The 21,670-nt window shown below is 41.0% G+C and carries 18 protein-coding genes; 10 read left to right on the forward strand and 8 right to left on the reverse strand.

The genetic code is table 11. From position 1 onward, the window contains the following. The first annotated feature begins 12 nt into the window (after positions 1-12). Complete coding sequence (dbpA, locus tag ACHB7C_RS07540; RefSeq protein ID WP_166685692.1) at positions 13-1,386, forward strand: ATP-dependent RNA helicase DbpA; 1,374 nt, start codon at positions 13-15, stop codon at positions 1,384-1,386. Between the two features lie 58 nt (positions 1,387-1,444). Here the strand turns inward: dbpA and ACHB7C_RS07545 are convergent, their stop codons facing one another. Further along, complete coding sequence (locus ACHB7C_RS07545; protein ID WP_042845253.1) at positions 1,445-1,888, reverse strand: PACE efflux transporter; 444 nt, start codon at positions 1,886-1,888, stop codon at positions 1,445-1,447. A 100-nt stretch (positions 1,889-1,988) separates the two neighbouring features. Between ACHB7C_RS07545 and ACHB7C_RS07550 the strand changes: the two genes are divergently transcribed. From ACHB7C_RS07550 to cfa, 4 genes are all read left to right on the forward strand, one after another. Continuing rightward, positions 1,989-2,876 carry a LysR family transcriptional regulator gene (locus ACHB7C_RS07550; protein WP_042845255.1) on the forward strand — a complete coding sequence of 296 codons (888 nt, stop codon included), beginning with the start codon at positions 1,989-1,991 and terminating at the stop codon, positions 2,874-2,876. Between the two features lie 157 nt (positions 2,877-3,033). After that, positions 3,034-4,281, forward strand: coding sequence for a cytosine permease (gene codB / locus ACHB7C_RS07555; RefSeq protein WP_395346912.1), 1,248 nt, complete (start codon positions 3,034-3,036; stop codon positions 4,279-4,281). Then, positions 4,274-5,569 carry a cytosine deaminase gene (locus ACHB7C_RS07560; protein WP_042845259.1) on the forward strand — a complete coding sequence of 432 codons (1,296 nt, stop codon included), beginning with the start codon at positions 4,274-4,276 and terminating at the stop codon, positions 5,567-5,569. Before codB ends, ACHB7C_RS07560 begins: the two co-directional genes overlap by 8 nt. Before the next feature lie 443 nt (positions 5,570-6,012). Next, positions 6,013-7,176, forward strand: a complete 1,164-nt coding sequence (cfa, locus tag ACHB7C_RS07565; protein WP_395346915.1) for a cyclopropane fatty acyl phospholipid synthase — start codon at positions 6,013-6,015, stop codon at positions 7,174-7,176. Between the two features lie 312 nt (positions 7,177-7,488). Here cfa and ACHB7C_RS07570 read toward each other — a convergent pair whose 3' ends face one another. Together ACHB7C_RS07570 and ACHB7C_RS07575 are read right to left on the reverse strand one after the other, a co-directional pair. After that, positions 7,489-7,680, reverse strand: a complete 192-nt coding sequence (locus tag ACHB7C_RS07570; protein ID WP_225832987.1) for a hypothetical protein — start codon at positions 7,678-7,680, stop codon at positions 7,489-7,491. Positions 7,681-7,697: 17 nt separating this feature from the next. Then, positions 7,698-8,321 carry an NAD(P)H-binding protein gene (locus ACHB7C_RS07575; RefSeq protein ID WP_395346917.1) on the reverse strand — a complete coding sequence of 208 codons (624 nt, stop codon included), beginning with the start codon at positions 8,319-8,321 and terminating at the stop codon, positions 7,698-7,700. 444 nt (positions 8,322-8,765) lie between these two features. Between ACHB7C_RS07575 and ACHB7C_RS07580 the strand changes: the two genes are divergently transcribed. From ACHB7C_RS07580 to ACHB7C_RS07600, 5 genes are all read left to right on the forward strand, one after another. Then, positions 8,766-9,521: a Slam-dependent surface lipoprotein gene (locus ACHB7C_RS07580; protein WP_042845264.1), complete on the forward strand. Its 756-nt coding sequence runs from the start codon at positions 8,766-8,768 to the stop codon at positions 9,519-9,521. Positions 9,522-9,596: 75 nt separating this feature from the next. Next, positions 9,597-11,051, forward strand: coding sequence for a surface lipoprotein assembly modifier (locus ACHB7C_RS07585; RefSeq protein WP_395346920.1), 1,455 nt, complete (start codon positions 9,597-9,599; stop codon positions 11,049-11,051). Between the two features lie 25 nt (positions 11,052-11,076). Beyond that, positions 11,077-14,040 carry a TonB-dependent receptor plug domain-containing protein gene (locus tag ACHB7C_RS07590; protein WP_166696586.1) on the forward strand — a complete coding sequence of 988 codons (2,964 nt, stop codon included), beginning with the start codon at positions 11,077-11,079 and terminating at the stop codon, positions 14,038-14,040. A gap of 572 nt (positions 14,041-14,612) precedes the next feature. Next, positions 14,613-16,172, forward strand: a complete 1,560-nt coding sequence (locus ACHB7C_RS07595) for a sulfatase-like hydrolase/transferase (protein ID WP_048608009.1) — start codon at positions 14,613-14,615, stop codon at positions 16,170-16,172. A gap of 122 nt (positions 16,173-16,294) precedes the next feature. Next, a complete protein-coding gene (locus tag ACHB7C_RS07600) occupies positions 16,295-17,014 on the forward strand; it encodes an oligogalacturonate-specific porin KdgM family protein (RefSeq protein ID WP_042845267.1) in 720 nt (239 codons plus the stop codon). Between the two features lie 216 nt (positions 17,015-17,230). Here ACHB7C_RS07600 and ACHB7C_RS07605 read toward each other — a convergent pair whose 3' ends face one another. The 5 genes from ACHB7C_RS07605 to agaF form a co-directional block, all read right to left on the reverse strand. Next, positions 17,231-18,298, reverse strand: a complete 1,068-nt coding sequence (locus ACHB7C_RS07605; RefSeq protein WP_048608011.1) for a glycoside hydrolase family 105 protein — start codon at positions 18,296-18,298, stop codon at positions 17,231-17,233. A gap of 18 nt (positions 18,299-18,316) precedes the next feature. Continuing rightward, the gene (gene kduD / locus ACHB7C_RS07610; RefSeq protein WP_042845271.1) at positions 18,317-19,072 is read right to left on the reverse strand and encodes a 2-dehydro-3-deoxy-D-gluconate 5-dehydrogenase KduD; all 756 of its coding nucleotides are present in this window, start codon (positions 19,070-19,072) and stop codon (positions 18,317-18,319) included. Positions 19,073-19,149: 77 nt separating this feature from the next. Continuing rightward, positions 19,150-19,980: a 5-dehydro-4-deoxy-D-glucuronate isomerase gene (kduI, locus tag ACHB7C_RS07615; RefSeq protein ID WP_395346924.1), complete on the reverse strand. Its 831-nt coding sequence runs from the start codon at positions 19,978-19,980 to the stop codon at positions 19,150-19,152. A gap of 38 nt (positions 19,981-20,018) precedes the next feature. Next, positions 20,019-21,191 (reverse strand): N-acetylglucosamine-6-phosphate deacetylase, encoded by a 1,173-nt coding sequence (gene nagA, locus ACHB7C_RS07620; RefSeq protein ID WP_395346926.1) that lies wholly within the window; start codon positions 21,189-21,191, stop codon positions 20,019-20,021. Then, on the reverse strand, positions 21,188-21,619 hold the full coding sequence (gene agaF, locus ACHB7C_RS07625; RefSeq protein ID WP_048608013.1) for a PTS galactosamine/N-acetylgalactosamine transporter subunit IIA: 432 nt from the start codon (positions 21,617-21,619) through the stop codon (positions 21,188-21,190). Before agaF ends, nagA begins: the two co-directional genes overlap by 4 nt. Positions 21,620-21,670 lie beyond the last annotated feature (51 nt).

The following is a 21,670-nucleotide window of genomic DNA, read 5'->3' on the forward strand; positions in this document are numbered from 1 at the left end:
TGAGATTTTATAGTGACTTCATTTGCTGACCTTAACGCTCTTTCTACTGAACAACTTTCTAACCTACAAGAATTAGGTTATCTCAGTATGACCCCTATCCAAGCCGCCGCCCTTCCGCCAATCCTTGCCGGAAAAGATATTCGAGCACAGGCTAAAACGGGGAGTGGCAAAACCGCAGCGTTTGGTCTGGGATTATTGCAACATATCGATGCTAAGTTGTTTAAAACACAATCATTAGTCTTATGCCCTACTCGTGAACTCGCAGAGCAAGTGGCAAACGAACTACGTCGGCTAGCACGTGCAATTCCTAATATTAAGATTTTAACCCTGTGTGGTGGCGTCCCATTTAGCATACAACGGGATTCCCTCGCCCATGCTGCACATATCATTGTCGCAACGCCGGGCCGTTTACTTGACCATTTAAACCGTGAAACCGTTCAGTTAGATGCTTTGCAGACTCTAGTGTTAGATGAAGCTGATAGAATGTTAGATATGGGTTTTATGCCTGACATAGAAACCGTGATTGATTACTCCCCAGTGAATCGTCAAACCTTATTATTTTCAGCAACTTGGCCAGATGAAATCGCACGTATCAGTCAGCAAATCCAGCACGAACCACAAGCTATTGAAATTAATAGCATTGACGAATTACCCGCTGTCGAACAACAGTTCTATGAAGTTTCACGTCATGGGAAGATAGCCCTATTGCAAAAATTATTAAGCCGTGAGCAACCTGCATCCTGCGTAATTTTTTGCAATACTAAAAAAGATTGCCAAGCCGTATTTGACGCTCTAACAGAGAGTAAACAGAGTGTTTTAGTACTACATGGTGACATGGAACAACGTGACCGCGACCAAACTCTAATACGTTTTGCCAATAGCAGTAGCCGCGTTTTAGTCGCAACAGATGTTGCTTCCCGTGGGTTAGATATCAAAGCACTAGAAATGGTGATTAACTATGAATTGTCATGGGACCCAGAAGTGCATATTCACCGCATTGGCCGAACTGCAAGAGCAGGAGAAAGCGGCCTAGCAATTAGCTTATGTGCACCTGAAGAAGCTCAACGCGCTAACGTGCTCGAAGAAATGCTAAATATGAAGCTCAATTGGCACGCTGAGCCTGAGGGGCTTCATATCACACCATTAGAAGCAACAATGGCAACATTGTGTATTGATGGCGGCAAAAAGGCCAAAATGCGCCCAGGCGATATTTTAGGAGCACTAACTGGTGATGTCGGTTTAGTAAGCGATGATATTGGTAAAATTGTTATCCATCCTACCCATGCCTATGTTGCCGTCAAACGCTCTGTTGCTCAACAAGCATGGAAACAATTGCAACAAGGGAAAATTAAAGGCAAAGCGGTTAAGGTTAGGTTACTAAAATAATATTGGGCAATCTGTGTTTCCTTCCGCAATAAAAAAGGAAGGAAACACGCTATTTGTTTTATGATACGGCTTTATTATCTTGTGGCAGAGCTGATTTAGGCAACCCAAAAATTTTATCGAAAGCCCAATTAAAAAAGAAAGTATAAATTGGGATAAAAATAATTAATGCAAAATCAAGTATTAACGCCTGTAAAAGACTAATCGAGAGCCACCATGCAATTAACGGTATTAAAAAAATTACCAATGTTAATTGAAATAATATGGCATGCACAAACCGGCGCCTAAAGGTTCTAATTCGTGATTTTTGTTTTGACTCCCAATATTCAAACCCTGTATTAAAAATAAAATTCCAACTAACAGCAATCGTAGTTATCACCAATGCTAATGGCCCTGTTGTTCCCGCTGAATTCCCTGAAAGAAAGGCCAGTGCTAGCGCTGAAATCACCCACCCAACAACTTCATAGATAGTAACAAACACAATTTTCCGTTTAATTCCCTGCATATCTCCACCTCTAAATATATCGTCATCAATAGGTGGTAAAATAAATATAATTCAATGATAATAAAAGTCAGCTACTATCAATTTTATTGAAAGGTCTACCATGTCATTCAATAGTGACAATCTTATTATTTTCCTCACTGTTCTAGACAAAGGCTCATTTTCTGCCGCTGCAAGATCATTACAACGAGTCCCCTCGGCAGTCAGTATGGCAATAGCTAATCTTGAAGCAGAATTGGGTTTTGAGCTATTTGATCGTCACTCCCGTGAGCCCAAACCGACAGAGAAAGCCCTTTCATTAGCCCCCTATGCACGCCATATTATTGAAAACTTATCACAACTTAATACATTTTCCAGAGAGTTGACCCAAGGGGTAGAAAGCACTCTGGCTATAGGTGTTGCGGCAGGTATTAATTCAAATATACTCTTTGATGCTCTACGTGTTTTGAGCCAACGATATCCCTTGTTACATATTGAACTTGTCACCGCGCCCCAAGATGACCTATTACCACTACTACATAAAAAACAACTCCAGCTCGCTATTGTATTTGGTGGAATACATGTTAACTCTCAAGAACAATTTCATTATATTGGCGAGGAGTCTATTATTGCGACTATTTCGACAAAGCACCCTTCTTTGCAAGAAAGAACTTCACTTTATATTGAAGACCTCGTCGAAAGCCGACAAATTATTATTGGTAGCCGGCAGCACGAGCTCAGTGATATGCGCATTGTTGTTTCCAGCAACTATTGGAAAACAGATAGCTTTTCCCTAGCACTAGGCTTAGTCGAAGGGGGCATGGGCTGGGGGAATTTTCCCTTGTCCCTGATTAAAGATAAGCTAGCGACAGGGACTTTAAAGCCGTTACAGTTTAAAAATACACCTAATGGTTTGAAGCTCCCTATTCATGTGGTTAGCTTAAAGAGCCATGCACTTAAACGCGGCGCACAAGAATGCATTGAATTACTGAAAAAAACACATCTTACATAAAAATTTTCATGACCCCTTCTGACTTATTTCCTTAAATTAAATTGCTTTTTAATAGATTAATTATTTTAATACCACCAACGAAAACGTTTGCTTTTTATTTTTCTGGCTATAAAATGCGCCGGATTTTTTTGCCCTGAAAAAATAATTGGAGACTATCGTGAGCGAAGATAAAAATTATAGTCATGGCCCCGTGCCCATATCCGCGCGAAAAGGCGGGCTAGCATTAACCTTTGTAATGCTAGGATTAACCTTCTTTTCCGCCAGTATGTGGACCGGAGGCGCTCTTGGTACCGGTCTTGATTTTCATGATTTCTTCCTCGCAGTACTCATCGGTAATCTTCTTCTTGGTATCTACACCGCATTTCTTAGTTTTATCGGTTCTAAAACTGGCTTAACAACCCACCTCCTTGCACGCTATTCTTTTGGTATCAAAGGTTCTTGGCTTCCTTCTTTCTTATTAGGCGGCACCCAAGTCGGCTGGTTTGGTGTTGGAGTTGCTATGTTTGCAATTCCTGTCGGGAAAGCTACTGGTTGGGATATTAATTGGCTAATTGGTATTTCAGGGGTCTTAATGACGGTGACTGTTATTTTCGGTATTTCTGCACTTACGGTTCTTTCTGTCGTTGCTGTCCCTGCTATCGCCATACTGGGCAGCTATTCCGTTTATCTTGCGGTTACTGATATGGGGGGCATGAATGCTTTACAATCAATTACCCCGACAAAACCAATTGATTTTAACCTTGCATTAGCCATGGTCGTAGGGTCTTTTGTGAGTGCAGGCACATTAACTGCTGATTTTGTTCGCTTTGGTCGTAGGCCAAAAATCGCCGTCCTCGTCGCCATTGTTGCCTTTTTCCTTGGTAATTCATTAATGTTTATCTTTGGCGCGGCAGGAGCCGCTTCATTGGGTATGGCAGACATTTCTGATGTTATGATTGCTCAAGGACTTTTATTACCCGCAATTATTGTTTTAGGGCTAAATATATGGACTACCAATGATAATGCCCTCTACGCATCTGGCTTAGGCTTTGCAAATATTACGGGGCTATCCAGCAAAACCTTATCTATCATCAACGGCTTAATAGGTACTTTATGTGCTTTATGGCTATATAATAATTTTGTTGGTTGGCTCACTTTCTTATCTGCCGCTATTCCTCCAATTGGGGGAATTATCATTGCAGATTTCTTAATGTATCGTCACCGTTATAGCACCTTCGATAGCAATAAAATGCGTGATGTTAACGTTAGTGCATTATTGGCCGTTGCTGCTGGTGTCATTGCAGGTAATTATTTACCTGGGATTGTCCCAGTTAATGCCGTGCTCGGTGGCGCATTATGTTACGCTGTTCTTAACCCATTATTAAATCGCCGCCGCACAACAGACTCGGAGATGACACGTGCTTAATCAAACTTTCAAACATATTCATAATGCCCATTTAGCAGAACGTGATGGACTATGGCGCATTGATATCGAAAACAAAAAAATTCAAGCCATTGTGCCACAACCCGCCGGGGAAATATTGCCTGAAAGCTTGGATGCTGAAGGTGGCTTAGTGACTGCTCCCTTTGTTGAGCCACATATCCATTTAGATACAACGCAAACTGCTGGGCAACCTAGCTGGAACCAATCAGGCACCTTATTTGAAGGTATTGAGCGCTGGGCTGAACGTAAAGCAATGTTGACTCACAATGATGTTAAAAGCCGAGCGTGGCAAACATTAAAATGGCAAATTGCTAATGGAATTCAACATGTTCGTACCCATGTGGATGTTTCTGACCCCACATTAACAGCCCTGAAAGCCATGTTAGAAGTTAAGCAAGAAATCGCCCCTTGGGTCGACTTACAAATTGTCGCCTTTCCACAAGAAGGGATTTTGTCATATCCAAATGGCGAAGCCCTATTAGAGGAAGCATTACGCTTAGGCGCAGATGTGGTAGGAGCAATTCCACATTTTGAGTTTACCCGCGAGTATGGTGTTGAGTCGTTACATAAAACCTTTGCACTGGCTCAGAAATACGACCGCTTAATTGATGTGCATTGTGACGAAATCGATGACGAACAATCACGCTTTGTGGAAACCGTAGCCGCATTAGCGCATGCACAAGGGATGGGGGCTCGTGTGACTGCTAGTCATACAACTGCCATGCATTCCTATAATGGCGCTTACACTTCGCGTTTATTCCGTTTATTGAAAATGTCAGGGATTAACTTTGTCGCGAACCCACTCGTCAATATTCACTTACAAGGCCGATTTGATACTTACCCTAAGCGCCGTGGTATTACACGTGTTAAAGAGATGCTAGCAGCAGATATTAATGTTTGCTTCGGTCACGATGATGTATTTGACCCTTGGTATCCTCTCGGTACAGCAAATATGCTGCAAGTGCTACATATGGGGTTACATGTTTGCCAGTTAATGGGTTATCAACAAATCAATGATGGGCTGAAGTTAATTAGTGAATACAGTGCGCGTACATTGGCTTTAGCTGACTATGGTATTGGTGAAGGGAAGCGGGCTAACCTGCTAGTTTTACCTGCCGAAAATGGTTTTGATGCGGTACGCCGACAAGTCCCTGTTCGCTATTCTATCCGTGATGGGCGTGTGATAGCCAATACTCAACCTGCGGTAACACAAATCCAACTTGAGCAAGCCGAAATTATCAATTACGGTTATTCAGATCGAACTAAATAAGTTATTTAGCCGTTTAAATGGTTCTCTGTGGCCAACAGGTGAACCATTTAAGCTGTCTTCCTATATTTCATTCCCCCCATTTTAAATTTGCTGTTCATCTTTCATACCATTGCCATATTTATATACTAAGCTTATTATTTACATAGTTGATTTCTATAAAATATTGACAATTTTTGATAAGCAATAAACGTCTAGTTACCCCTTATTTTTGGTTATAAGTGCCATTTATAAAAATTAAGTGCAATTTTTATTGAAATTAAACCTGAAGGTTTTATATTTTTTAAAGAGTTATCTAAAACTGGATTTGAGCTTTATTTATAGCAACAATAACGCTAATACACTGACTGTCATACCGTGGTGGTCAATATTCCTGTTTTGCTGTACCGCGAATACGTCACAAATAAAGTTCTCTGAATCCCACTTTGACAAAAATTGGAGATCAGATGAGTACTGAAAATGTAGTTAACCAGAAAGCCTCTATCGACTCTTGGCGGCGTATTGCTTCAGAGCTATTAAATGAAGCAGGCATTGAAATTAATGGTTCCCGCCCTTTCGATATACAAGTTCATAATAACCAATTCTTTAAACGTGTCCTACAACACGGTTCAATAGGGTTGGGTGAAAGCTATATGGATGGCTGGTGGGATTGCGAGCGGTTGGATATGTTTTTTCAGCGCGTTTTACGCCATGGGCTTGATAACAAATTACCCCATCATTTCAGTGATACGTTGAAAGTCGCTGTAGCACGAGTGCGAAATTTACAAACCCTAAAACGGGCTCGTATCGTTGGTGAAGAGCATTACGACCTAGGTAACGATTTATTTTCTTTGATGCTAGACCCTTACATGCAATATTCCTGTGGTTACTGGAAAGGCTTAGACCATAGCCCTGAAAACCTCCCTCTAGCTCAAGAACAAAAATTAAATTTAATTTGTGAAAAATTACAATTAAAACCAGGTATGCGGTTACTTGATATTGGCTGTGGTTGGGGAGGTCTTGCTGCCTATGCAGCTAAACATTTTGGCGTTTCCGTCACTGGTGTCACAATTTCAGCTGAACAGCAAAAATATGCACAGGCTCGTTGTGCTAATATGGATGTCAAAATTTTATTAGAAGATTATCGAAACCTTAATGACCAATTCGACCGTATTGTTTCAGTGGGTATGTTTGAACATGTTGGGCCAAAAAACTACGCAACCTATTTTGATGTTGTCCAACGTAATTTAGCCTCCAATGGTTTATTTCTCCTTCACACCATTGGGTCTAATCGCAATAAAGTTAATGTTGATGCGTGGATCAATAAATATATCTTTCCAAACGGCTGTTTACCCTCAATACAAAATATTGGCGAAAGTAGTGAAGGCAAATTAGTGATGGAGGATTGGCACAATTTTGGTGCGGATTACGACCATACACTGATGGCGTGGTATGCTCGTTTTCAATCAGCTTGGCCTGAGCTTGAAGCTAATTATACACCTCGTTTTAAGCGTATGTTTTCTTATTACCTCAATGCGTGTGCTGGTGCATTCCGAGCTCGCGATATTCAATTATGGCAAATTCTCTGGAGCCCACAGGGTGTTGAAGGTGGCTTGCGTGTTGCCCGCTAAATGTTGAAATTGAATTAGGATTGCAAAAATAAGCTAAAAGAAAGTTCTGTCATCAGAGCTTTCTGGCTTATACCTATTTTACCCATTCAACCATTGTTCAACCAGTTGCAAGCTTTGTTGTATATTCTTCCTTATCATATTGCACTTTAATGACCAGTAATGCCTAAAACCCTACTGTAATGAAACCAGTACTTGACAGCTTAACCCCGTGCTTTCCATAATAATTTCTAGGCTAATGCCTTGTTTAAGTAGCTTACTTGCCAAAACAATTGTTGCCTCTTGTCGTCCTTTTTCTCGCCCTCGCTCAATGCCTTAAAGTAGACCTTCTTGGCGGCCTTTATCCTGTAACCGCTGTGCAATATTCATTATAGTTTCCTTATGTTTTTCGGTTTGCTCCCCCAATGCCTGCACAATATGTTCGAAATTAGTGGAGTCCAACACAATGAACAAATAATTCACGATAGTCACGATATCATTATCACTATTACAGTGTTGAGTGACCAAGCAAGGCCACTATCTGTTTAAGCTAATGCCAGCTCTGGCTGAATTACGCTATAGATTTGATTTTTAAGCGTAGTTTGTTGGGCTAGAAGATAAACATGTTCTGCTACGTCTGCCCGCATCACTAAACCGTGAACATCATCCACTTGTTGTAATATCGCTTTTCCTGTTGCTTGTCCGTGCAGTAAACCACCAGGGCGAACGATGACATAATCGAGAGAGCTCGTTTGTAACCATGATTCAGCAAGGGATTTTTCACGCACGGCTTGACCAAAAGCGGTACGTGCCCGTAAAGACAAATATTGCCATGAATCACCGCATCCAAGCGATGTCACGAGAACCATGCGAGATATACCAGCCTGCTCGGCACAATCAATTACAGTGCGGTGAGCTAAATAATCCTGTGTTCCCCCCATCGTAGAAATAACCGTTGCTGAGGCGCCAGCTGCTTGGCAAGCTGCCGAAACGACGGCCTTATCACAAGCATCACCCCTAAACACCTGTATGCCTTGATCTTCTAGCATTTCGGCTGATTGAGAATTACGCACTATTGCGATAACAGGACGTTTATCCATAACTGCCAGTTTAGCAACCATATTACCGACGCCTTTACCACCAGCGCCCAAAATTAACCAAGGACTCATTCTTGTACCCCTATCAATCTTTATGCCTGTAACTCATTAATATGCAACTTTGATTTAATCAAATTATCAATCTACTGCTCCTAGCCCGTCTATTTCATCCTACCCCCACAATAAAACATTACTTATTTTAATGTTTTATTGTGAAATACTATTTTTTACATTCATTAAAATGTGACTAATCTAACTTTTTTATTAAAAATTTTTTAAGTGAAAAATAAATAAAACAACAATTAATTTACAAAAAAATTTTTAATATCAATAGCTAACACACCAAATACCGAGTCTATCATATTGATACCCATAATAATATCAATGTTAATGCGAAGAATTATCATTTGCATTTATATTTTTATTTGATTTAATGACACCCGTTATATATCAGAAAAATGATAATTACCATACTAGTAATATCATTATTATCTTTAATTAAAATGGAGTATTCCGATGAAAAAGTTAAATGTTATTGCTCTAGCATTCGCAGCATGCGGAATGTCTTTTAGTACCTTTGCCGCTGTCGGTTCTGATCAAAGCCAGCCTTTTGATCCATCGGGCCCTTCCGTACAAGTAGGTGCCACAGAAGGTACTGCTGGAGGCCATGGTGGCGCAATTGGTGACCCTGGAATAGGAGTTCAAGCTGTCTATGGCGGCAAAACTATTTCTTTTTCTGGTTTAACAAAAATGGCTCCAAAACAAGCTGGAAATGAAGCCCATGTGATTTCAATGCCTAATACTCCTGGCAATCCAGCTACACACAACAAAATGGGCGTATTCAATTTTGCACAAGTTGCCAACGCTGAAATTTACTTTGGTGAATGGTCATCAACAGGCCAAGTCAATGACACCACACATACTGCTTATTACTCAGGTAAAGATGTTACTAGCAATATGCCAACGGCAGGAACTGCGGAATATTCAGTGAAAGGGATTAGCCAATACAACGGCGGTGCACTAGCGACGGGAACTTTGACGGCTAACTTTGGTAGCAAATCATTAGCAGGGAATATCGGTAGCACAAATATCGATGCCAAAATTAAAAATAACGCAACCTTCGCAGGGGATGCAACGCTAAATGGCGCTGTCGGTGAAGCTCGCGGTCACTTCTTTGGCGACCAAGCGAAACATATAGCGGGTGTGACTAAATTTAACGACCAAAGTAAAGATATGGCCTTTGGTGGGAGCCGAGGAGATATCTCCCAGTAACGTGTAAATCAATTTAGGTGGTCAACAAAGCATGATTGACAGTTGGCTGCCTACCTTTAATGCCGAAAACAACCTATGCAATATTTTTTACTTTTTTCCGTCACAACTATATTAGTACTTTCTTTCCCTACATTCTCAGCAAGTCTGAATACAGACCGAGAACAATTATTATGGCAGAAAGACAAACAAAACTATCGTGATAAAAGCGCCGTTGTTCCCGGCAAAGACCAACAGTTACTCCCTGATGACATGTCTATTAATCTTAGCGGTAAAACTTACACGCTGAGAAACAATGCCCAAGATTTAGGGCAAGCAATTTATTTAGCCATTAACCATCGGCAATTTCAGGATGTACAGCGTTTATTAAAACGCTATCAGGCTTTGTCTGACGCTGATCCGTTATTGATTTTATTTGCTAAAGCCGAAATAGAAAAATCGCAAAATCACTACTCTCAGGCCATTGCGTATTATCAACAGATATTAGCGTTATCCCCCCAATTTCTACGAGTCAAGTTGGAATTGGCTCGTGCCTATTTTGAAGACAACCAAAATAAAGAATCATTAGCGTTATTCCAAAGCCTAATTAACGATGAGACCCTCGCTTTGCCTGCTGGGGTTCAACAAACTATTCAACAGTTTATTGGCGCGATTGAAAACCGTACGGCTTGGACAGGAAGTTTATCTTTTGGATATAAATACAACAGTAATATTAATCAAGCCCCTAATAAAGATAAAGTTTGGCAAACGCCGGGCGGCACATGGAAAATGGCCAACCCAATCGCGTCTTCAGGGCTTACTTATGATGCTAGCCTCAGTAAAATTATCCCAATAACAGGAAACCATTCCCTTCAAATCAAGGGAACATCCTATGGTGATCGCTATCCACATTATGCTGAGTATAGTGAAAACACCTCATCTTTCGCTGCCTTATATCGCTTTAATAATGCAAATACAACCGTATCTTTGGGCCCGCAACTCGAACTAAAAACCGTCAATGAAAAGCGTCGATATTTAGGAATGGGGGGACGAATAGACGCAGATTATCAATTCACCCCTCAAGTGATCCTGACAACTTCAGCTGATTATCAACAACTTCATTATCAGAAACCCTATGACAGCGCTGATGGCTCGCGAACAGCACTTCATATGACGGGGATTTACGGTATTACACCTAATAGTTCCATATTTTTAGGTGCTGATGCCACTCGCGTAACCACTGAAGTTCGCAGTGACAACTATGACCAACTTGGCGCACGGGCTGGCTTTTATACGGTATTAACACCCGATATTCATTTCTTAGCATTAGCAACTTATCGAGAAAGCCAATTTGGTGCCTTCAACTATTTGCTAAATGTTAAGCGTCATGACCGTGAAACTATGTATTTTGCGCGATTAAATTTTCCAAATTACACACTACTAACCTTCACGCCTTATACCAGTTACCGCTTTCGAAATAATAAAAGCTCGGCAGATGGGATCTATTCCTACCATCAGCACGAGGTTTCAGTTGGGTTAGAAACCCGCTTTTAAGTGTTATGGCATAGAGAAAAACAAAATGTACAAATACAAATTAAAACCTATTACTACTGCAATTATTACCACCCTCTTTTTCCCAGCAACGACTCAAGCGGAAAAGAAAGAACATATTGGCACTATTACTGTTCAGGATTCCGCAAAAACCATCAAGGAACGAGACCAACAAGGCTACGATGATCAATATGATGCCAAGGGTTCTAAGGTATATTTAGGTAAAGATCTAGTTGAACGCTATAAAGGAACCAGCACCGCTGACGTACTAAATAGTGCAATTGGTGTATACAGTGGCGATGCGCGTAATAGTGGAGCATTAGACCCTAATGTCCGAGGTATTCAAGGTCAAGAGCGCGTCCCCGTCACAGTCGATGGCACAGAACAATCTTTAACGGTCTATCGTGGTTATAATGGCGCCAATAACCGTAATTATGTAGACCCTAACCTCATTAGCAGTATTGATATTGAAAAAAGTGGTTCACTGGTTAGCGATATCAAAACATCCGTTGGTGGTGGGATAGCAATTAGAACTATAGGAATAGATGATGTTGTCGCCCCCGATGAGAAATTTGGCTTTAGTTTAAAGCTAGAAACCAGTAGTAATTCGACACGAGAACGAGTACCAAACTTTGGATATGGTAGCGATTATCGAGATCACCCTGAGATCTATAAAAACAATAACTATGTTTTTTCAGACCCCGTCGTTAATATCACCCCAAAATCTCGCGGTAATGCGCAATTTTTCAATTTTAAAGATAACGGTGGGAGAATAGCAGTAGGTACCCGCCAAGAAAAATTTGATGTTATGGCGGCCTATGCATACCGCCGACAAGGCAACTATTTTGCTGGCAAAAAAGGCGCTCATCGCTACCAAGAAGCAATTCAGCTCAACGAACAACAAACAGTGCAACAGCAGCTAGGCCCAGACCCATACCTCCCTTTCGCAGCCAAAATATATGGTCCCGGGAAAGAGGTCACAAATACATCTAATGAATTAGAATCTTATTTAGTTAAAACAAATTTGTATCTCACTGAAAACCAAACATTACATTTAAGTTTTAGGCGCAGCGAAAGTACCTATGGTGAAATTATGCCTTCGCGTATCGGCTTTAAAGAAATTGAAGGGAAACAAGTGCTTCCTCAATGGCCATTAGCCCACTTTACGGTAAATGCCTATAATGCAGAATATGCATGGAAACCTGATGACAATCCATTGATTGATCTAAATGCCAATATCTGGATGACACACTCTGTTGGTGATACAAATACCTCAGGGGGTTACCCTCGTGAACCTAAAGAACGTGATTGGGGGTTTGAATACGGCTATGGAAACGGTAAAGACCCTAATATTGACGGTTCTTTAATTAATACTGCCGCAACAAACTCTGAAAATGACCGCATCGGTTTCAACTTGCGAAATACAATGGCACTTACACCAGATCTGGACTTAACGCTACGCGGGTCAATGCTTAAAGAAAAATTAGACTCTAATGATGTGCCCCCCTCCCAATCAGCTAGCCCCTTTATTGCTCTCCCCCGAAAAGGGCATCGGCAAGAGACAACCATTGCTTTTAACTTTAACTATAGGCCAACAACATGGTTAGAGCTTGATGCAGGCGCAAAATATATTGATGGTTGGACAGAAGATGATTACTTAAAAGAGCAAATGAGAAAACGCACCAATGGTTTTCAAAACCCTGATGAACGCCTTGCTAGAAGGATCAACTACAACCGAATTTTGACACAAGAAGAATATGACAAAGCCGTCGCTAAAGGTTATCAACCCTTTGGCGGTTCTTATCGTAATAAACAAATTTTAACTGAGGTATTAGGGCTTGATGATGTAGATTACCATGTTTATATCACCGAGAGAAAAGACCCTCAGCGACCAAACGAAAATGGCGTTTTAGACGTCAGTTTCCGTACTGACTGGAAATCGGATAAAGATGGCCGTTACACAACAAAAACGAACCCTTTCCACAATGGCACTATCGACCCACAAGCACGCGCAATTGACCCCGTCACAGGTAAGGAAGTGTTTGTTTATAATAAAGCGTATGAACATCCAGCAAGCGAACTTAAGCGAAAACTCACAGAGGAAGAAAAATGGCAGTTTCCCGGCAAACAAAAAAGTCATGGCTGGGCCCCTGCTTTTGGTGCAAATATCTGGTTATCGGATAATGACCGAGTTTATGCACGCTATATCGAAACAATACGTTTACCAAGTATTTTTGAAAACAGTATCGGCTTTGCAGGCTCAAGTGAAGCCCGCAAAGAAAAAATGGTTTTTAAACCAGAACGAGCTAAAACCATGGAATTTGGCTATTCTCGTAACCTTCAAAGCTTATTAGGCGCTGAACGCCATGCAGATATAAAAATAGGTTACTACCACACTGTAATCGAAAATGCGTTTGACCGTGATGGTCGCCTTAACTTTATTCAAGTAAAAGAACATAAAACCGCAGGGATTGAAGCCCTCGCTCGTTATGATAATGGCGGGGTATTTATGGATATAGGTATTGATTACCGCTTGAAAAATGAAGTTTGCGATGACTCCGAGCCTGCAAAAGTAGACATTGGTAATCAATATAATATTTCCCAATGTACAACAGCTGGATTTCCCGGCGGCTTCTTGAGAACGCAGTTACAGCCCAAATATGCGATTAACTCGAACCTTGGGATGCGTTTTATGGATGAAAGCCTTGAAGTAGGAACTCGTTTACGTTACACCAGCAGCGTGCAAAATAAAGATGAAAAGAAAATGATGCAGCGTTACCCCGGTAGTTATTCAATGGCGAATAATAGCCCTATGCACTGGACTCCAACATTAACCGCCGATGCCTACGCTCGCTACCAAATAGATAAAAACATCAATGTTGAGTTTTTAGTTACCAATTTAACTGACCGTTATTATATCGACCCATTGACTCGTAGTATGATGCCAGCGCCTGGGCGCACATTACGCTTAGGATTAAATGCACAATTTTAATATTGGTTAGTTATTTATCATAAAAGGATACCCGTATTAATATGTAACGGATATCCTTAACTTATTTAAACGCCTTAACTCAAGTATCAATCTTTTAATCAAAGACCTGATATACCTTACCGCTCTATTATTTCTCTTATTCTAAAACGCATCATGATTCGACAGTAAGCCAAAGCCATCTTTACTTATTATTCTCGATCACCTAGGCGTTATTTAGTCTCTATAACCTTGAATAAACACACTTCATACTCCCCTCACCAGAACCAATGAAAGCAAATGAAAAGCAAAAAGCTCACCTTATGCCAAATGAAAGTAAAAATGTAAAATTTGCAACCCTTATCACAAAATATCAATTAATAGTTCTAAATCATATAGATGAATATAATTCACCACACTTACACTATTTTGTTTTTCTTTCGAAACAAATCACAGTAGCTTTCGATTGGTCATTTTTTGTGATCATGACTTCAATTTCGACATTTTCGATCACTTACTTTTTGATCTTATGCAAAAGTATAAATAATATATAAAAACACAAAACGAAAGAAAACGTAAACAAAGAGGAAGAAGCAATGACTGTTTCGCGCAGAAGCTTTATCAAAGGATTAGCAGCCAGCGGTGCAGCAATGTCGGTTTCTAGTCCCATTTTAGCCAACTCAGGGAAACCTTCTAATGGCATGCCAGCCCGTCCTGATAATGCTCCAAATTTATTGATCATTTTCCCAGATGAAATGCGTGCACATGCATTGCAATTTATGGGAGAAGATCCTTCGATTACACCTAACCTAAATAAGTTTGCCAAACAAGCTAAAGTCATGACACAAATGGCGTCTAACTACCCATTATGTTCACCATTTCGCGGCATGTTTATGACGGGTCAATATCCTGTTCGTAACGGCATAACAGGTAATGCTCATGACTATGGCGGTAAGGTCGGTATTGATTTATCTCCTTATTCGAAATGTTGGTCCGATGTATTGAAATCACTCGATTATAGTACAGGCTATATTGGAAAATGGCATTTGGATGCACCTTATGCCCCTTTTATTGAAAGTTATAATAACCCGATGGAAGGCCGTTATTGGAATGAATGGGCAGCACCTGATCGCCGCCATGGCTTTGATTTTTGGTACTCCTATGGCACTTATGACCTACATATGAAGCCTATGTATTGGGGGAATGATACACCACGTGAGAAGCCAATTTATGTCGACCAGTGGGGGCCTGAACATGAAGCTGATATGGCTATCAAATTTCTACGCAATGAAGAGGGTAAATACCGAGATACATCGAAGCCATTTGCTTTAGTGGTTTCCATGAACCCTCCTCACTCCCCTTATGACCAAGTGCCACAAAAATATTTAGACGCTTACAAAGGAAAAACCTCACAAGAACTTAATACCAGACCAAATGTAAAATGGGATACTGAATATCAAGAAGGCTATGGTCCCCAATACTTTAAAGAGTATTTAGCGATGGTAAACGGCGTTGACGACCAATTTGGTCGCATCGTTGACGAACTAGAAAAACAAGGTCTTGCAGACAATACGTTAGTCGTCTTTTTCTCTGACCATGGTAGTTGTCTTGGGGCTAATGGGCAGGCAACTAAGAACAACCCTTATGAAGAGTCTATGCGCGTACCAATGATGTTCCGTTTACCCGGAAAAATCAAAGTAGGACAAGATGATGCATTGATGTCTGCGCCAGATATATACCCAACAATATTAGGGCTACTAGGGTTAGAACACTGGATCCCCGGCTCAGTTGAAGGGAGTAATTTAGCGGAGCGTATAGCAACAGGTGAAGGCGATACCGCTAATTCACAGCTATACCTGTTTATTCCTTATGGCGAACCTTCATTTGGTAAACGGGGGGTAAGAACTAAAACCCATACATTAGTTATTGATCGCCAAGATGGCCAGCCTCTGAAATATACTCTTTACGATAACGTAAATGACCCTTATCAAATGAAAAATGTCGCTGATGAGAATAAACCGCTTATCGATAAATTAATTAAAGAAGAGCTAGTTCCTTGGTTAGAAAAGACAGGTGATTCTTGGAGACCAAGTGAATTTATTACAGCAACAACAAATAAATTAAACAAAAAAGTCACAGAATGTGAAACTAAATAATTAATATTAATTTGCCACCTCTCCTTAGGTGGCAATTTCATAAAAAATAAAACAATAAATTCTCTAATAAAACAGGGAACTACTACCATCATGCTTAAAGCATACAGCTTGGAATAAAGATAATGAAAAAACTATTTATCACTAGTGCCGTATTATTTGCAGTTTCTTCACAATATGCACTCGCTAATAACTATAAAACGACAATTGAATACCGTCATCAATATTTAGATGCTTCTGGGAAAAGTGGCGACCGTATTAAAGCCTTTTTGGATACTGGGAAAAATATTGGCTTTGAGTTAGATGCTCGCTATGGAAATAAAGATGGCGCATATGATGCAATGAAAATTGATGGTTCTGAGTTTTCTGCATTTTATTATAAAAAACTCAATCCAAACCTCGTTGGCCTTGTTGGTGCATCTCTTGATTTTGATAAGCTCGGTCTAGTTTATGTTCCTTACGTCCGCTTAAACTATACGTTTGATAACGGTATTCGCTTACAAGGTCGTTATAAATGGAAGGTTTGGGATTATGGGCAAGTTGGTGAAAACGGCAGCAACTACCACTCTAAAGTTCAAGAATTTGATAGCTGGATTGGTTATAAATGGAATAATTTAGACTTACAATATCAATTAGACTTAATGTGGGAAATGGCTGATAACGCACAACCTATGTATAACAATAAGAAATTTGATTATCAACATAACGTGCGCCTACGTTATGATATTAAAGCTGATGATGGCGCATTATGGCGACCATTTGTTGAAGTAGGTAACGTGAAAGAAAATCGTTTCTCAAGCGACCGTCAAACCCGTTTCCGCGTTGGTATTCAATATACTTGGTAATTAAGCAGCGGTTATTATTAATCTAAAAACATTAAGACCTATTTCTGAAATATTGAATAGGTCTTTTTATTTAAAAAAACATTGAGCACCCTACATTCTACAGTAATAACAATAAAAAAAACCGGTTATGTTTTATTACTAAAAACATAACCGGTGAAATAACAAATATAGTATTAAAAAGTAATAACAATGAGCAATGCTAAATGAATTTATAACCTAACAAAATAAATTGATAACTTCACTACCCGCTAATAAATAAGCTCCCGCACCATAATCCATATTATGTTCAAAATTAACATCTCTCGGGTTAAATGCAGGTAATTGTACATAACCTAACATACCATTAGGGTGAATACAGTCGCGTAATGCGACCCAAGCCTTTTCTAATACTGGGTAAAAAGTCTTTTCATCTAAAATATTATGATTAATTCCCCATGCTATTCCATAACAAAATAACGCTGCCGCACTACTTTCAGGCGCCGGGAAACTTTGTGGGTCAAGCAAACTCGTACGCCAAAAACCATCTTCTTGCTGATAAGGAATGATTGCAGCCAGTAATTCTGTAAACAAATCAATATAACGTTGACGATCGGGATGGTCACTCGGTAAGTGTGGTAAAATCCGAGGAATTGATGCGATAACCCAACCGATCCCTCTGCTCCAAAACACTTTCTCGCCATTCGCCTCACGTAGCTCACTACCTTGGCCATCTGGGATATAACGATAATCACGATAAACAAGCCCAGTCTCAATATCGCGTAAATGCTCAATTGCATCCCAATAAGCTTGATTCATGTAGTTTAAATAACGTACATCTTTTATTTTTGCCGAAAGCGCGGCAAATGCTGGGGGCGCCATAAATAAGGCATCACACCACCACCAATCTTCGCGACCCGCTTTGGGCTCTGCTAACATCAAATCAAACGCTTTAATCGTTGGCTCAAGAACTTCCGGTTGTAAAAATTGGCTACTCGCCACTAAATAAGCTTGCGTACAAACATGGTCATCCGCAAAGCGTGCATTAGGGCCTGGGCGAAACCCAGTATGAAGTGTGTAATTCATCACACCATCAAGGTATTCCTTATCTTGTGTCGCTTGCCATGCCGCAGCAACACAAGACCACAGAACGCCACGCTCCCAATCCGTATCTTTAATAAAACGGGTTTTTCCACTACGGCGGATCACACTACGTACCTGATTCGCAGACTGAAAACGGTATACTCGTTTCATATCCTGCAAAACAGTATTTCGTTGTAGCGATTGAGGTAATAATGATTGTTCCATTCTTATTCTCCTGATGGATTAACGGGCCAACCATCCACCATCTACCGCAATGGTATAACCATTAATATAGTCACTGGCTTTTGAAGCTAAGAAAATGGCAGGCCCTGCGAGATCATCTGGAGTTCCCCAACGGCCGGCAGGTATGCGCTCCACGATTGCTGCATTACGAGCCGCATCAGCGCGCAGTGCCGCCGTATTATCTGTTGCCATATAACCAGGTGCAATGGCATTAACATTAATATTATATTGAGATAACTCTGTTGCCAGTGCGCGAGTCAGCCCCATTACCGCGGACTTACTGGCCGTATAAGATGGCACCCGAATACCACCTTGGAAAGATAGCATTGACGCAATATTAATGATTTTGCCACCATTGCCTTGTTTTACAAACTGACGGGCAACGCGTTGTGATAGGAAGAATAATGTTTTTTGGTTAATGTTGATCACATCATCCCAATCTTTTTCACTAAACTCTAATAAGTCTTCACGGCGAATAATTCCCGCATTATTAACTAATATATCAATATGACCCATTGCCGATACTGCTTCGTCAACTAAATCTTGTAAGCCTGATTGTTCCATTAAGTTCATGGTAATGTAATGAAATTTGCGCCCTAATGCTTCTATCTGCTGTCGTGTTTCAGGTGCATCTTGTACACCAACCCCAACAATATCAGCTCCTGCTTGTGCCAAACCAATAGCCATACCTTGCCCTAACCCAGTGTTACACCCCGTAACGATGGCAACTTTCCCAGTTAAATCAAATAAATTCATGATGAGTTCCTCTAACGATGTGGGAATATTCCACATCGTTTTACTGTATAAGAAAAAAAAAAGAGTGAAAGGAGTAACTATTTCAGATCTTTCATTGCGACATGGTCCATATCATGGAAAACTTGATTTTCCCCAACCATGCCCCAGATAAAGGTATAAGCCGCGGTACCTACACCGGAGTGAATCGACCAGCTAGGGCTAATCACCGCTTGTTCGTTGCGGACCACAATATGGCGAGTTTCTGTTGGTTCACCCATATAGTGGAAAACCACATTATCTTCTTTCATATCGAAATACAGATAAACTTCCATACGGCGCTCATGGGTATGACATGGCATGGTATTCCACAAACTTCCCGGCTCTAATACCGTCATCCCCATTGATAACTGACATGTTGGTAGGATTGACGGGTGCAAAAATTTATAAATAGTACGGACATTGCAGTTTTCAGCATTACCCAGTTTCTCAGGCGATGCTTGGTCAATCGTAATTTTACGGCTTGGATAAGCATGGTGAGCCGGTGCACAATTGATATAAAAACGAGCAGGTTCTTTCGCATCAATACTCATAAACTCAACTGTTCGAGTCCCCATACCAATATAAATGGCTTCACGCGGGGCTATCTCAAACACATCGCCATCGATAATAACTTTACCTGCCCCACCAATATTGATTGCGCCTAATTCACGCCTTTCTAGAAAAAAATCAACACCTAAGGCTTTCCCCACCATTAACGCTAATGGCGCACTTGTTGGAACAATACCACCGACAATAATACGGTCGATATGGCTATAAGTGAGATTCATTTCCCCTTCACGGAACAGATCTTCAATCAGAAACTGTTGACGTAACCCTTCGGTATCGAGCGTTTTAGCATGCTCACTGTGAATTGGTTGACGAATTTCCATTATAAATACCTCATAAATTTACTGATGGGTTAACCATCTTAGTGATCGGCTTTCCCGAATACAGAGTGAACGTGTTCACCTCTGATGAATGTGTCTGTTAAATAAAAATTGTTATCAACAACAGCAAAATTGGCTTGAGCACCTTTACGGATATAACCAAATTGCTCGCTAATACCGAGATATTCAGCCGGTATTGCGGTTGCCATCTGAACGGCTTCCCATTCAGGTATGTGAGCTAAGCGCACCATATTGCGCAATGCACTATCCAAGCTACATGTACTCCCCGCTAAAGAACCATCGACAGCTCGAGCTTGGCCATTCGTGACTTTGACCATTTGTGCGCCAAGGGCGTAGTCACCATCAGGAAGCCCCCCTGCCCGCATGCAATCAGTAATCAATGCAATCTGTTGGTAACCTTTTAGGCGATAAGCCAGTTCCATCATGACAGGGTGGACATGAATACCATCGGCTATCAATTCAGCGAGTACATTGTGATATAACACGGCACCACAGCAGCCAGGTTCACGGTGATGTAACCCCGTCATCCCGTTATAAAGATGCACGCCACAATCTGCGCCACGCGCAAAAGCTTGGCTAGTCTGCTCATAATCCGCCGCAGTATGTGCAACACTGGTTTTAATTTTATGTTCAACAAGCCAATCAATAGCTGAAGTGGCGCCTTCGGCTTCAGGGGCTATAGCAACACGCAATAAAGAACCTTCTGCACATCGATAAAGCTCATCAAGCTCAGCAACTGTAGGCGCTTTAAGGTATTTCACTGGATGCGACCCACGATGCCTTTCTGTGAAATAAGGGCCTTCAAGGAAGCTTCCTAGCAGTTGTGCTCCGGATGTTTGTGGTTTGGAGGTAAAGTCTCGGATGCTGGTTAACGCTTGCTGGATATCATCCATTGGGGCTGTGACCGTCGTACCGACCCATGCCACAACTCCCGTTTGGACTAATTCATCTGAGATGGTTTGCAAAGCAGATTGACTTGCATCCATCACATCACAGCCGGCTCGTCCATGAATATGAATATCGACGAATCCGGGTAGCAAACTGCGGTCTTTAAGATGGATAATCGGGCAGTTTTCAGGCGCGATATTCGTAACTTCCTGTACAATGCCATCATTTATCACCACATACTGCTGGTAACGGATGCCCTCTGGAGTGAACGTCCTATCCGCTAAAATTGCATATTGCTGGTTCATAAACCATCTTCTTCATTTTCAGGTTCAGACGACATAGCAAGCTGCTCACGGAGGTCTTGGATACTTGTCATACCAATCTCTCTCAGAACCGACAGTAACTCACTGGCGGTGGTATCTTCACGTTCAAATGCAGCATTAACTATCATAGGAAGGTTGACGCCAGCTAAGACTTCAACAGAGGGGTTTTCCATCATAATTGCCATGGCACGATTACATGGAGTGCCACCCGGAAGGTCGGTGAGGAAAACAACTTGCTCACAAGACATCGATTGAATAGCGGCACGCATTTGCTGCTCTAATTCATCGGGCGATATTGATTCAATGAAATCAATAAACACCATATTCTCCTGTTCACCTGCGATAGCTTTTACTGCCGATGCCATACCACTTGCAAAATTGAGGTGACCCGAAATAATCAAACCAATCATTCGTATACTCCTAAGCGGGCAAACCTATTTGCCCGCAAATATCTAACTTAC

It is taken from the genome of Providencia sp. 2024EL-00732 (assembly GCF_044006275.1).
Classification (GTDB): Bacteria; Pseudomonadota; Gammaproteobacteria; order Enterobacterales; family Enterobacteriaceae; genus Providencia; species Providencia huashanensis.

Coding starts and splice junctions, on each gene's coding strand:
- ACHB7C_RS07545 (WP_042845253.1), bottom strand. CDS start 1,888: ATGCAGGGAATTAAACGGAAAATTGTGTTTGTTACTATCTATGAAGTT.
- agaF (WP_048608013.1), bottom strand. CDS start 21,619: ATGATTGGTTTGATTATTTCGGGTCACCTCAATTTTGCAAGTGGTATG.
- ACHB7C_RS07585 (WP_395346920.1), top strand. CDS start 9,597: ATGCAATATTTTTTACTTTTTTCCGTCACAACTATATTAGTACTTTCT.
- kduD (WP_042845271.1), bottom strand. CDS start 19,072: ATGAATTTATTTGATTTAACTGGGAAAGTTGCCATCGTTACGGGGTGT.
- cfa (WP_395346915.1), top strand. CDS start 6,013: ATGAGTACTGAAAATGTAGTTAACCAGAAAGCCTCTATCGACTCTTGG.
- kduI (WP_395346924.1), bottom strand. CDS start 19,980: ATGGAAATTCGTCAACCAATTCACAGTGAGCATGCTAAAACGCTCGAT.
- ACHB7C_RS07590 (WP_166696586.1), top strand. CDS start 11,077: ATGTACAAATACAAATTAAAACCTATTACTACTGCAATTATTACCACC.
- nagA (WP_395346926.1), bottom strand. CDS start 21,191: ATGAACCAGCAATATGCAATTTTAGCGGATAGGACGTTCACTCCAGAG.
- ACHB7C_RS07550 (WP_042845255.1), top strand. CDS start 1,989: ATGTCATTCAATAGTGACAATCTTATTATTTTCCTCACTGTTCTAGAC.
- ACHB7C_RS07580 (WP_042845264.1), top strand. CDS start 8,766: ATGAAAAAGTTAAATGTTATTGCTCTAGCATTCGCAGCATGCGGAATG.
- ACHB7C_RS07595 (WP_048608009.1), top strand. CDS start 14,613: ATGACTGTTTCGCGCAGAAGCTTTATCAAAGGATTAGCAGCCAGCGGT.
- ACHB7C_RS07575 (WP_395346917.1), bottom strand. CDS start 8,321: ATGAGTCCTTGGTTAATTTTGGGCGCTGGTGGTAAAGGCGTCGGTAAT.
- ACHB7C_RS07600 (WP_042845267.1), top strand. CDS start 16,295: ATGAAAAAACTATTTATCACTAGTGCCGTATTATTTGCAGTTTCTTCA.
- ACHB7C_RS07605 (WP_048608011.1), bottom strand. CDS start 18,298: ATGGAACAATCATTATTACCTCAATCGCTACAACGAAATACTGTTTTG.